General features: G+C 44.8%; 12 protein-coding genes. 5 read left to right on the top strand and 7 right to left on the bottom strand.

What is annotated here, in order from left to right; genetic code table 11:
• Positions 1–76: 76 nt before the first annotated feature.
• A complete protein-coding gene (locus ACFOEE_RS02570; protein ID WP_377120611.1) occupies positions 77–934 on the bottom strand; it encodes a fructosamine kinase family protein in 858 nt (285 codons plus the stop codon).
• A 120-nt stretch (positions 935–1,054) separates the two neighbouring features.
• Between ACFOEE_RS02570 and ACFOEE_RS02565 the strand changes: the two genes are divergently transcribed.
• Positions 1,055–1,747 (top strand): DUF445 domain-containing protein, encoded by a 693-nt coding sequence (locus tag ACFOEE_RS02565; RefSeq protein ID WP_377120609.1) that lies wholly within the window; start codon positions 1,055–1,057, stop codon positions 1,745–1,747.
• Positions 1,748–1,890: 143 nt separating this feature from the next.
• Here the strand turns inward: ACFOEE_RS02565 and ACFOEE_RS02560 are convergent, their stop codons facing one another.
• Positions 1,891–2,244 (bottom strand): DUF3718 domain-containing protein, encoded by a 354-nt coding sequence (locus tag ACFOEE_RS02560; protein ID WP_377120607.1) that lies wholly within the window; start codon positions 2,242–2,244, stop codon positions 1,891–1,893.
• A 304-nt stretch (positions 2,245–2,548) separates the two neighbouring features.
• Here ACFOEE_RS02560 and ACFOEE_RS02555 point away from each other — a divergent pair, with 304 nt between their 5' ends.
• The 3 genes from ACFOEE_RS02555 (at position 2,549) to ACFOEE_RS02545 (ending at position 5,676) form a co-directional block, all read left to right on the top strand.
• Positions 2,549–3,931 (top strand): amidohydrolase, encoded by a 1,383-nt coding sequence (locus ACFOEE_RS02555; protein ID WP_377120605.1) that lies wholly within the window; start codon positions 2,549–2,551, stop codon positions 3,929–3,931.
• An 11-nt stretch (positions 3,932–3,942) separates the two neighbouring features.
• The gene (locus ACFOEE_RS02550) at positions 3,943–5,202 is read left to right on the top strand and encodes an amidohydrolase family protein (protein ID WP_377120603.1); all 1,260 of its coding nucleotides are present in this window, start codon (positions 3,943–3,945) and stop codon (positions 5,200–5,202) included.
• A 111-nt stretch (positions 5,203–5,313) separates the two neighbouring features.
• Positions 5,314–5,676 carry a nuclear transport factor 2 family protein gene (locus ACFOEE_RS02545; protein WP_377120601.1) on the top strand — a complete coding sequence of 121 codons (363 nt, stop codon included), beginning with the start codon at positions 5,314–5,316 and terminating at the stop codon, positions 5,674–5,676.
• A gap of 78 nt (positions 5,677–5,754) precedes the next feature.
• Here the strand turns inward: ACFOEE_RS02545 and ACFOEE_RS02540 are convergent, their stop codons facing one another.
• Positions 5,755–8,250 (bottom strand): hypothetical protein, encoded by a 2,496-nt coding sequence (locus ACFOEE_RS02540; RefSeq protein ID WP_377120599.1) that lies wholly within the window; start codon positions 8,248–8,250, stop codon positions 5,755–5,757.
• Between the two features lie 142 nt (positions 8,251–8,392).
• Between ACFOEE_RS02540 and ACFOEE_RS02535 the strand changes: the two genes are divergently transcribed.
• Positions 8,393–10,123 (top strand): MFS transporter, encoded by a 1,731-nt coding sequence (locus ACFOEE_RS02535; RefSeq protein WP_377120597.1) that lies wholly within the window; start codon positions 8,393–8,395, stop codon positions 10,121–10,123.
• Between the two features lie 60 nt (positions 10,124–10,183).
• Here ACFOEE_RS02535 and ACFOEE_RS02530 read toward each other — a convergent pair whose 3' ends face one another.
• From ACFOEE_RS02530 to ACFOEE_RS02515, 4 genes are all read right to left on the bottom strand, one after another.
• Positions 10,184–10,528, bottom strand: a complete 345-nt coding sequence (locus ACFOEE_RS02530) for a RidA family protein (protein WP_377120595.1) — start codon at positions 10,526–10,528, stop codon at positions 10,184–10,186.
• Positions 10,529–10,536: 8 nt separating this feature from the next.
• Entirely contained in the window at positions 10,537–11,331 is a 795-nt protein-coding gene (map, locus tag ACFOEE_RS02525) for a type I methionyl aminopeptidase (RefSeq protein ID WP_377120593.1), read from the bottom strand.
• Entirely contained in the window at positions 11,324–11,548 is a 225-nt protein-coding gene (locus ACFOEE_RS02520) for a ParD-like family protein (RefSeq protein ID WP_377120591.1), read from the bottom strand. The genes map and ACFOEE_RS02520 overlap by 8 nt, the downstream gene beginning before the upstream one ends.
• 90 nt (positions 11,549–11,638) lie before the next feature.
• Positions 11,639–12,877 carry a M24 family metallopeptidase gene (locus tag ACFOEE_RS02515; RefSeq protein ID WP_377120589.1) on the bottom strand — a complete coding sequence of 413 codons (1,239 nt, stop codon included), beginning with the start codon at positions 12,875–12,877 and terminating at the stop codon, positions 11,639–11,641.
• Positions 12,878–12,880 lie beyond the last annotated feature (3 nt).

Below are 12,880 nucleotides of genomic sequence, written 5' to 3'. Positions count from 1 at the left end.
CAGTAAATTCAATTATGGCACGTTGATGACAGCCTAAATACAGCTCGTAGATGTAAAATGTTTGCGATAAAACAAATTAGCGTAAAATCTCATCGATCCGCTGTTTGGCTTGCATTAGATAATTACCTGCGTAGGCATTGGCTTGGTGCAAAATGGGGTAGAGTTGATAAATAGCTTTTCGCTCTTGATAACCATGATGAAGCGGATAAACGCTTTCGTAGCCTTGATAGAAAGCGTTGGGAAGTGGGCCAAATAGTTCACTGGTTGCGATATCTACTTCTCTATCACCATAATAACACGCAGGTTTAAACAAACAGGGTTTATTATCGTGGAAACCTATGTTGCCGCGCCAGAAATCGCCGTGCAATAGCGACGGAGTGACTTGATGAGGTAGCAAGTCTCGAATAGTGCCCACAAACGCAGAAATATCGCTGACCATATGAATACCCTGTTCTGCGAGCAATTGCAGTTGCCAACCAATACGCTCTTCTGCAAAGAAGGTATCCCATTTTTTATGCCAACGATTAGGTTGTAAGGTTGCTTGGAGATAATTGTCATCCTCAAAACCATACATTTTTTGCTCATGACGACTGTGCATTTTTGCCAGCAGTTCACCGCAGGAAAACCAATTATCTTGTTGCGGTTCAGTCGTGACCCACTCGATGACCATATAGGCAAACTCAAGGGTGGTGCCAATTAAAATGGTATCGGCAACTAAAAAATCGGAGTCGCGGATTAACAGCGAGCGAGAATTCGCTTCACATTCAAAACGTTCCAACGCTTCAATACGAGCAACTTTGACCAGAAACTGGACATTGCCGTTACTTATCCGGAAACGTCGTTCATAATGATGCCCTGGAATTTCCGACTTTTTGGATATTTCAAAGGGTTGATGTAGAACCTCACTCAATTGTTGGCAAACTACATTCCACATAACAGCACCAATAAAAAATGACCCTACAGTAATAATGGACTATTCCTGACAAAGCTCAACCTATTGAGCATAAAAAATAATTAGTTAGAATACCGATAATTTAATCATACGAGTTGGTTCATGAATAAAAGTTTACTTACTAATTTGCTTGCTTTGGCATTGGTGTTAACAGGTTATGTTGCATCTGAGGCTATATTATTCTCCATTGGTTTGTTTGCTTTATCAGGCGCGGTGACGAATTGGCTGGCAATTCATATGTTGTTTGAGCGTGTGCCGTTATTATATGGGTCAGGCGTGATAGTACTAAAGTTTGCGGAGTTTAAATCAGGGATCAGAGATCTGATCTTAAAAGAATTCTTTAACCGCGAGAAAATTGCACAGTTTATCGAGCAAGAGCAGCAAAAATTCGACTTGGCCCCTGTAATCGCAAAACTAGACTTAAGCCCTGCATTTGACAAGTTAATCGCCGTGATAGAAGGGTCGCAATTTGGTGGAATGTTAGCGATGTTTGGTGGTCGCGAAGCACTTGAACCAATGCGCCAACCGTTTCTAGAAAAAATGACCGAAGCACTGACCGATATGGCGCACAGTGAAAAGTTTCACGCCATGTTGGCTGAAGAACTATCCCAAGGTCATGCTAACGAAGAGCTGCTGACCACCATTGAAGAATTAGTTGATAAACGTTTAGCTGAGCTTACGCCAAAAATGGTAAAGGACATCATTCAAACTATGATCCGTACGCACCTTGGCTGGCTTGTTGTTTGGGGAGGAGTATTTGGTGGTTTGTTTGGCTTAGTCGCCGAGCTTGTCTAACCACCTAGGCTAAGTCAGCTTTATTGGAATGGTATAATTTAGCGTTTAGATAAGGCGGCACAATCAACGCGGCGTTAATCATTTTACTTAACTCTAATAAACCTTAGAGCAGAAAAATTAATGCCGCGTGGCGACTAAATGGCTCATTTACTGCCGCTAATCATAATCGGTTGTAAATTATGCGCCGCGAGATCTTTAATACTGGTTTCAGTGCCAATATCTAAATGAAGAAAATTAGCAGTGCGATTTAGATTGTACACGCTAGCAAATTCAGCGACTGGCATTTCATTACAATGCAGTTTCTTTTGTACCGTAACGGTACGCATGCCGACTTCTTTCATTTCTAGTCTTAAATTGAGTGGGCGATTACTGGCCACTGCCATACATACGCGGGTGGCCACAGAATCGTCTGCTGCAATAAACTCTTGCGCAGCAACATTGGTTGCGGTTAAACAAAGTAATGAGCCTGCGGTCAGTAACGTTGCTAAAGTTTTCATGATGCAATTCCTTGGGTTGGTGTTGGGATGCACATTGATTATGACAGCACCAGCCAATAAAGCTGTTAACCAATCTATTCAGAGTGTAAAAGGGTGTGTAGCAAATTAAAATTTATGCTAAGTGACTCAGTTTTATAGTAATTAGTGTGTCTGAATTGAAATAATTAACGAAAATTATTTTCTGGGTAAATTTGCGAGAGGTAAAATGCCGCAACTCGTCGTAATTTGCAGCGAGTTTGGCTTTTTTGTTAGCATAAACTACCTTAATTCGTTAGATTGACAAAAAACAACAGAGAAAACAACAATGCAAAAACTCTCTCCGTCTTTGTTAGCGTTGGCCCTTGGGGTTGCGTTAACGGGCTGCCAAGACCAAGGCCCAAAAAGAGATAAGGTCGAAATCAACAAAAACCCATTCCCAAGCACGTATCAAGTACTCCCAGCTACGGCAACTTTGATAAAAAACGCAACAGTGTTAACTGGCACTGGTGAGCGCCTTGACAATGCCGATGTCTACATGGTTGATGGCAAAATTCAACAAGTTGGACAAGGTTTAGATGCAGCTGGCGCAACTGTGATTGATGCCAAAGGGAAATGGGTTACACCAGGTATTATTGACGTACATTCACACCTTGGTGCTTATCCAAGTCCACAAGTTGAATCACATCAAGACGGCAACGAAATGACCAGCCCCAACACCGCAGAAGTGTGGGTTGAACATTCTGTGTGGCCACAAGACCCAGGTTTTAACCGTGCGCGCGAGGGCGGCATCACCACATTACAAATTTTACCTGGCTCAGCTAACTTATTTGGCGGTCGCAGCGTAACGCTGAAAAACGTACCGTCACCGACAATGCAAGGTATGAAATTCCCAGATGCGCCTTATGGCTTAAAAATGGCGTGTGGTGAAAACCCGAAACGCGTTTATGGAAGCAAAGGTGTGTTGCCTGCAACTCGTATGGGTAATATGGCAGGATTCCGTAGCTCTTGGATTGAAGCAAAAGAGTACAAGGCTAAGTGGGAACAATATGAAGCTGAGTACGCGGCAGGCCTAAACCCAGAAGCACCGCATCGCGATATTAAACTTGATACCTTGCGCGGTGTACTCGATGGCGAAGTATTGATTCATAACCATTGTTATAAAGCCGAAGAAATCGCCATGATGATAGACATGTCAAAAGAATTTGGCTATCACTCTGGTACTTTCCATCACGGTATTGAAGCTTACAAAGTTGCAGGCTTATTAGCTGAAAACAATAATTGTGCAGCTTTATGGCCGGATTGGTGGGGCTTTAAGATGGAAGCCTACGATATGGTACAAGAAAACATTGCTATCGTTGATGCAGTGAAAAACTCTTGCGCAATTGTACACTCAGACTCAGACACTACCATTCAACGTTTAAACCAAGAAGCAGGTAAAGTAATGTACCGTGCCAACGACAATGGTTTTAACATCTCTGAAGAACATGCGATTAAGTGGATCACTTACAATGCGGCGAAAGCTTTGGGCCTACAAGAAAAAGTAGGTTCTTTGGCGGCTGGTAAAAATGCCGATGTGGTTATTTGGAACCAAAGTCCATTCAGTGTTTATGCAAAAGCAGAACAAGTGTTTATTGATGGCGCTAAAGTCTACGATCGCTTTGATGAGAAGTACCAAGCGGTTAGCGACTTTATGCTAGGTCAACGTTAAGGAGAAGAGCAATGAAAAAGTTTACCCAATCTACCTTAGCATTGGCATTAGGCACATTAATGAGTGGCTCAGCGTTTGCAGCATCATTGGCTATCACCAATGCGACAGTTCATACTGCAACCGAGCAAGGTGTGCTTAAGGGCGCAAGCATAGTCGTTACAGATGGCAAAATTACTGCCATTAACCCGGCGGAAGTGAAGGCCGATCAAATTATTGATGCGGCTGGCGCGATTGTGACGCCAGGTTTTATCAGCTCGATGAACCAACTTGGTTTAGTTGAAGTGGGTGCTGTAGCACGCTCTCGTGATGCGGAAGACGACAAAGCCGGCATTGATTTTGATCCAAGTCTTGCGTTTAACCCACGCTCTTCTTTGATCCCTTATGCGCGTAAAGGCGGCATTACCCAAGATATTATCGTACCAGATGGTGGTGACAGTATTTTTGCTGGTCTTGCAGCGACGGTTGACCTGAGCGGTGAGTTTGACAGCGTGGTGGCAACAGAAACTGCCCTGATTGTGCATTTAGGTGCTAAGAGCAAAGGCTCGCGTGCCATGTCGTTGAAAAATCTGATTGATAAGCTAGACGGTCAAAAAACCAAGTTAGCTAAAAAGGACGATAAGAAAGACGACAAAAAAGACGAGAAGAAAGCCGACAAACCAAGTGCTGAAGAAAGAATCCTGACTGAGGTACTAGCGGGTAAATTACCTGTGGTTGTGCACGTCAACCGTGCGTCAGATATTCTTGAGCTACTTAAAGTCAAAGCGACCTTTGGACTTAACCTAGTGCTTTGGGGCGCAAACGATGCGGTGTTGGTAGCTGATAAGATAGCAGCAGCAAAAGTACCTGTGATTTTGAGCGCTATGGATAATCTGCCGGGTGACTTTGATTCACTTCATGCGCACTTAGGTAATGCTGGTAAGCTTGAACAAGCCGGCGTGAAAGTGCTGCTAACTGTAGGCGGTGATGCCAGTCACAACATGTATCAAATGCGTTTTGATGCCGGTAATGCGGTCTCCAATGGCATGAGCTACGACGGTGCAATAAAAGCAGTTACAGCTAACGTTGCTGAGGTATTTGGCATTGATGGCGGAAAAATCGCGGTTGGTCAAAAAGCCGATATCGTAATGTGGAATGCCGATCCGCTTGATTTCCAAGGTCATGTGGTCAAAATGTGGATTAACGGTGAAGAAGTAACGACCGAATCACGTCAAGATAAACTACGTGAGCGTTACACCACTCCAACTAATATGCCAGTTAACTATACTAAGTAGTAACAACATATTGCGGTTTAAAAGGCTTGTTTAATACAAGCCTTTTTTATTGCTTAGCGATTTATTAAGTTATCTGGATCTCATCAGGTTTTAGCATAAGGAAGTATAAGGATGAACACAGAAAATGCCGTCCAAGTAATACAGCGGCAATTAGATGCTTATAACAACAAAGATTTAGTTGCGCTTTTGAACTGCTATGCGGAGCATTCACAGCTCTTTAACGTTGAAGGTGAAGTGCTAGCAAAAGATAAAGCACACATTGCACAAAACCTTGCTGCGCGTTTTCAAGAGCCTGACTTGTACGCTGAGTTACTCGAGCGACGGGTGTTTGACAATGTGGTTATTGACCATGAAAGAATAACTCGAAACTTCCCTGAAGGGCGAGGTACGATTGATATGCTATGTATTTATGTAGTTGAAAAGCAGTTAATAGTTCGCGGCACTTTTAAAGTGTTTAATCAGCATCTGTTTTAGGCTGCTGTAGTGAAATGTCCAAGCGTTAAAAATGCCAAACTTATTACTAAGTTTGGCATTGTGGCTTACGCCATTTGCTTACATTAATGCGTTAAGACGGAGTTGCTCTGTTAGCTTTAAAGGTTCGCCGTCGACATCAAGTACGGCTTCAATAAACACCACATCGTTGGCTGTGGTTTCTTGCGGTAAAGTTAGCTCGAAACTTAGCTTGTGCTGACCATAAGGTTCTAAGGTGATAGCTTGTTGTTGCTCAGTTTGACTATCGCTGGTCGTTGGCGACCTATAACTTACTTTGACGTTACCTGACGAAGCACCTGAATACGGGCCACTTAAATTGACTTCAACAGTCAGTTGTTGCGCCTGTTTTAGCGCGTTACTGTGCATAACAACGCCATCAAAAGGTGTGGTTGGCGCATGAAGCGCAACCGCAACTTTTGCCTCCGGCCAATGTAGGTTACCCGTTATTGCGAGTGTATCGGCATGGGTAATTGTTGGTAGTGCCAGTTGTTTGTTGATTGCGTCAAGTTGCGCGTTTATTGGATGAGAAGCGATAGCTTGGCCATCTTTGCCATAGAACTCTACTTTACCTTCAAAGTGTGGTGGTGTTTGGCTTTGTGTCGATAAAGACACAAATGGTTGATTGCGATGGTAAGCAACTTGCACTGCAGTGCCTGTTAATAAGGCTATGGCTTCACCTTGATGCTGTTTAGCAAGTTTAGTTTGCCATCTATGCATGAGGTCATTAAGGGTTGTATCTAATCTGGCATGTTGGGCTGGGCTTGTCACTTGCGTGAACAGTGGCGTCAATGCAGCTTGGCAATTCGGTAGCAGAGCACTGTAATCAACACAAGTTGCAAAGATTTGATAGAGCTCGCCCCAGCGCGCATATCCCCAAGGATTAGTGGTCGCTTGAGCTACTTTTGTATAGCCGCGCGTCATGAGCAGTGGGGTTAGTGCATGATTGTTATTTTCAACCAGTAGGCTGATCTTATTGCTGTCATGGGGAAGAGCCACATCGGGTTCCAGTACAGCAGTAAGCTCTTGGCTAACATCAAGGCTAGTCAGGCTAATTTTCAGCGTATTGTCCACTAAGTGCGTCACTATTTTTAGTGTTAAGCTGCTGCGAATCTTATCAATCAATGCTGGGCTTAACGAATAACGTAACGGGGCTTGTGAAAAAGCATAAATGGCTAATTGTTTGCCATCTTCTAATAAGATTTGTAGCGCTGCAGAGGTATCGACTGGTGCATCGCCAAGGTAATTTTGGCGATAAGCCACCGTTTCCTCGTCCCACGCTTTACGCCAAGCAAAGCCGATACGGCCACGAGAAAGCTGCTCGGGTTGAAAGTGTATCGCCACGCCGACTTGATGAGCTTGGTTCGTATCATTGGCAGAGAAGTGCAAGCTTCGTGGAAAATCCATTAAAGGCATAGGGGCTTGCATTTGCGGCTCAACATCAAGACGAGCGAGTCCTGCTTGGGTGGTATTGCGCAACCAGTAAAACTCGCCATCTTGTTCCCACGGGCCATCGTTAATGGTAAAGGTCGGTTTAATTTGACTGACAAACGCCGCAAATTCGCGTTCTAGTTTTGGCCAGTCTGGGAAAGTTTCTTTTAGTAAAGTATTGGCAGTGGGGAGAGTTTGCTCGCTGTGCGGATTGGCCGCCATCAAGCGGTTTAAAAAATGGCGGAAATAAAGTGCCCGCTCAGGGTCGTTTAATAAAAAATGCACAATGAAGAAGTTTAAACCGCGACGCAACACCGGGTCGTCGTTAATGGCTTCAATACTTGGTTGCTGTTGCTCAGCATATTGCTTAAGGCCAGTGATCAGATAATTCATAGGTGCACGGTCAAATACCATGACTGTCAGGGCTTGCTGTACCGGATCGTACACATGATGGGCTATTGCGTCCGCCAAACCTTCGGTGATCCAATTGGGCGCCCAGCTCGAGTGCCCAGTCAACGCCATATGATAGGCATGCATGGTTTCATGAATAACGATATACCTTTGATGATGATAGCGATGGCTTGGGAAGTTATAACCTGCACGGTTGTAGTACATGGTTTCACCGCCAGCGGTATCATGAATACCGCGCAGAAATCCATCATCGAGCATGGCTTCGCGCACTCGCTCTCGCGAACTACCATACACCACTGCAATGCGTTGCTGGTGAATGTTAGCGGGTTCTGCGCCAAACAATTCTACATAGTGCGGATAAGAAAGCTCTAATAAATTGAGGTAAAGGCGTACTTGGGCTTCAGGTAAGTCACTTTTTAATGCGAAATGTTTACTAACCCACCAGTTATAGCCACGGCTATTGGTGATTTTGCCGTCACTGTAGGTGTAAGGGATCTGCTTACCGACAAACTGTATGTCAATCTGCTGTAGGGTTGAAGTACGGCCACTGAGTTCAATGTCTGCGCGCATCGCACTTGGCGCAGGGACGCTTTTAGACACCTTGCTAGCAGAAAAGCTTGAAGTTGATGGTGGCGTGGTTTCAGTTTGGCAAGCTGTGAGCTGCGATGTCGCTAATGCTAACAGCGACAGTGAGATCATATGAGCGCATAGTTTCATTAAAAATCCTTGGTAAGTTTAATTAAATCAACGTAGTAATTTTTTACTGGGTATTTTTGCCACGTTGGCCAATATTATGGTTGTGATTGTTGTATATTGTATGCAATATTAAAAATACCTTGGATAAGACAGAATGTAAACAATGAAAACAACCAGCATGGCAGTGAGCCAGTCAATAACGAGGGGTGGCTTTGGGAAAAATTTTTATGCCGCAAATGTCATGGAGATTTTTGAGCGTTTAGCTTGGTATGGTTTTTTTGCTCTCGCTTCACTGTATATGACGACACCTGTAGCGCAGGGCGGAGTGGGCTTTAGTGATACTGAGCGTGGGGCAATATTGGGGATAGTGCCGTTCTTTTTGTATATTTTGCCGGTTTTTACCGGTGCTTTGGCCGACCGTTATGGTTATCGCAAAATGTTTGCGCTCAGTTTTGCGATTATGGCGCCGGGTTATTTTTTACTTGGCAGCATGACGAGCTTTAGTGGCTTTTTTATGACCTTGATGTGGGTTGCGTTGGGGGCTGCCTGCTTTAAACCCGTTGTGGTGGGGACGATAAGTCAAAGCACCGATGATACTAACCGAAGTCTCGGCTTTGGTATCTTTTACACTATGGTGAATATCGGCGGCTTTCTTGGCCCATTGGTGGCGGGCTATATTCGCGTGATCAGTTGGGATGCGGTATTTATGATGTCGGCGCTTTGGATCCTCATCAACTTTATTCCACTTGGGTTATTTTATCGTACACCTAAACACACAATTCATAGCCAACAATCTTTACAACAAGTACTTTTGGCCGCACAGCAAGTGTTAGGTAATTTACGTTTTGGCGTGTGGTTTTTTGTTAGCATAATTATCGTGATGGCAATGGGCGTCGAGTGGCTTCACTTTCATCATGGGCTTTTGCTCTTAGTGGGCTGGAGCGCGACGAATGTGCTGTGGAGTAAACTTATGCGCAACAGGGTGGCAACGGTTTGGTATTGCCAGCCAATTCGCATTAGTAACCCAAAGTTCGCCCTTTATTTACTGATTTTGACAGGGTTTTGGACGGTTTATAATCAGCTTTTTTACACCTTACCGCTGTATATCCGCGATTTTGTTGATACGAGCGATTTAGTCCAAGCGCTTGCATTACTTGGCCCAGAATGGGTGAGCTTTTTTGCCCATGTAGATTTATCAGCGGTAGAAAAGCTCCTATTAGAAACCGTTATTGGCGACCAAAAGTGGGATGTGCCGATAACAGCACAAGCTCTACAAACCGCACTGAGTCATACCAAATTATTGTTGCCAGATAGCGATGTATTGTCGCTTACGCAAAGTCTCAAGCAACTTGTTGGGCTATCAAGCGAGCAGCAAAAGGATACTATCAGTGTACTTGCCACTTCGCTGCTGCAATATCGCCAAGTGAATCCTGAATACCTGATAAATCTTGATTTTGCCGCCATCGTGCTGCTGCAAGTGCTGGTTAGTCATAAAGTACGGCATTTTAGGAAAATTACCGTGCTGGTGGCGGGTTTACTTATCACTACGCTGGCGTTTTTGCTGTTGGTCATTGCCAGTGATTGGCTCACCGGTGGGATGTTAATTGTGATGACCATATTACTGATAGCGCTTGGGGAAATGTTTACCTCACCGAAAAGTCAGGAATATGTTGCGACTATGGCACCTCATGGCCAAGCCGCGCTCTTTATGGGGTATTACTTTGTCTCTATGGCGCTTGGGTTTTTATTTGCCGGATTTTTGTCGGGTTGGAGTTATGGGTATTTGGTTAAAGAACTTGGTAAACCTGAATATATGTGGGGGATTTTCGCGGCGATAGCGTTACTGACTGCGCTAGCATTTCGTCTATTTGCCAAGCGAGTTGAGGAGCGCTAAGTCGAAGGAGATAGGATAGCTGCACGCAGCAATCCTATCTTTTATATGCGAGAGCGGTGTTTAACACGCAGCGACAAAAGTAATTTCAACTTTATAGGCAGGATCGGCAAGTTCTGCTTTCACACAAGCGCGACTAGGCGCAGTGCCAGCTGGCAGCCAAGCTTCCCAAGCTTGATTGAACTCGGCAAGATATGCAAAATCAGTCAGGTAAATTGTCGCAGAAAGTAAGCGACTTTTATCACTGCCAATGGCGGCAAGCGTTGCCTCAGCTTGTGTGAAAATCTGCAGCGCTTGGGCTTTTGCGTCTTGGGTGGGATCAGCGGCCACTTCAACAAAATGGCCAATGCCATTGTAAACTGTGGCATCTGACCATCTTGTAGTAGGGTTTAAGCGTTGAATTGTCATGGTTTTCCTTAGCGTAAATATAGAGCGGGTAAATGCTGTTCTTCGGCACGTAGCGTGAGGATTTCTACGCCGTTTTCTGTAACCAATAAGGTATGTTCAGCTTGTGCCGACAATTTGCGGTCTTGGGTCACTACAGTCCAGCCGTCGTTTAAAGTTTTACCACGATAAGTGCCCTGGTTGATCATAGGCTCTATGGTAAATGTCATGCCGGGTTTTAACTTAAGTCCAGTATCTTTATTGCCATAGTGTAGGACTTCAGGCGATTCGTGCATCTCGCGGCCAATGCCATGGCCACAGTAGTCTCTTACCACACTATAGCCACGACTCTCAGCAAAGCTTTGAATCGCATAACCGATATCGCCCATGCGATTACCGGGTTTAACTTGCGCAATGGCACGCCATAAGGCTTCATTGGTTGCGGCGACTAACTGCTGGGCAGCAAGCGGTGCTTGTGTCATCACAAACATCTTACTTGAGTCAGCAATAAAGCCATCAAACTCTAAGGTGATATCCAGATTAATAATATCGCTGTCGCTTAAAATAAACTTTTCACTTGGCATACCATGGCAAATAACGGCATTAGGCGAGGCATTTAGGGCATAAGGATAGTCATACTGGCCTTTACTTGCGGGGCGAGCATTCAGCTGGTCGCGGATATATTGCTCAACTTGATCATTGATAGCCATAGTTGATAACCCAGGCTTGACCAAATCGTTTAACATTAAAAACACGTCAGCGAGCTTTTGCCCCGCAACGCGCATTTTATCAGCCTCTTCCTTGCTTTTTAAAATCACTTTACTCATGGGGTTGAGTATCCTTGGCAGTTAAATAGTCGGGGTTGTGATTGGCTTGCTGCATGTGATATGCCACGGCATCAATAAAGGTTTGATGCGGATTAAGTTCAAGCCAGCGGCCCATTTTTATCCAAAATTCGGCTTGTGCGTTGATAGAGCGCGACATCACCTGACTGGCGACACGTAACTCCTCATGCAATTCATCAGAGATTTTTACGATACCCATTATGTGTTCCGTATATATTTTATATATAAAGTATATCTAAATGGGGTGTAATTACAAGGCAACCTTAGGGTTGCCTTGTCTTTGAGGTGGTTAACGCGATTGCGTCAGCGCGAATGGATCCGCCAAGCTATGCGCAGGTTCGGTAAACCATTTTGGTCCGTTTTCTGTCATATAAAAGTGGTCTTCAAGACGGATCCCAAACTCACCCGGTACCACCAGCATAGGTTCATTGGAGAAACACATCCCCACAGCGAGTGGTTCAGGGTTGTTCTTGACTAAATAAGGCCATTCGTGAATATCCAAACCAATGCCGTGCCCAGTACGGTGTGGGCAGCCCGGTAAATTATACTCTGGGCCTAAGCCGACCGAGGCGAGATAACTGCGTGCAGCATCATCAACCGCACCGCAGGGGCTGCCAAGTTTAGCTGCATTAAAAGCGGCGAGCTGAGCTTGTTTTTCGTGTTGCCACAAGGTGTTTTGTCGTTCACTTGCTTCGCCAAATACGTAGGTACGGGTAATATCTGAGAGATAGCCATGCACTTTACAGCCGGTATCAATTAGCACCATATCGCCCGCTTTTAACGTTTGTGGCTCTTTTACGCCATGTGGGAAAGATGTTGCAACACCAAACAACACGATACAAAAGTAATTACCCGGTGCGCCGACTTTTTTATGCGCTTGATTGATAAAGGCTTCCACCTCTGTGGTGGTGATCCCTTCACGCAAAATACTTGCTGCTGCTTTGTGCACTGCCAGCGTCATATCCATAGCACGTTGCATTAACGCCAATTCATTGGCTGATTTGTGCATCCGGCAATGTGCTGATACGCATTTACCATTGATAATATTAAGCGTAGGGGCAACTTGGCGAATGCCATCAAACAGGAAAAACGCTGCGCTTTCATCCATGGCTATGGTTGCATCGACGGCTATTCCCATCTCTGCCAGCACTTGGACGAATAATCGATAAGGGCTTTGATGTTCCTGCCAATCGCGAATTGGCGCCTCAATTAATTGAAAATCCTTTAATGAGCCGATTTCAAACGTAGGTGCAATGTATTGAAACTGTCCCGAGGCTGGCAAAATCGCGCCAACCATACGCTCACTGGCGTACCACTGCATACCCGTAAAATACTTTAGATTAGTACCGGCATTTAAATAAAGTGCCGCAATACCATTGGCCTGCATATAGGCTTGCGCCTTGGCAATGCGTGAGTAGTGCTCTGCAACATCAATTGGGGTGAGATCTTGCGTCATGTCGCTGAGGCTAGCAAGGGCTTGTTCTATTGATTGTGTGCCGATACCCGCTGGTAGCTTAAGGTTATTCATGCT

This window comes from Pseudoalteromonas fenneropenaei, assembly GCF_042643375.1.
GTDB lineage: Bacteria > Pseudomonadota > Gammaproteobacteria > Enterobacterales > Alteromonadaceae > Pseudoalteromonas > Pseudoalteromonas fenneropenaei.
The sequence above is the reverse complement of the archived record's forward strand: the minus strand, read 5'-3'. Positions and strand labels throughout refer to the sequence as shown.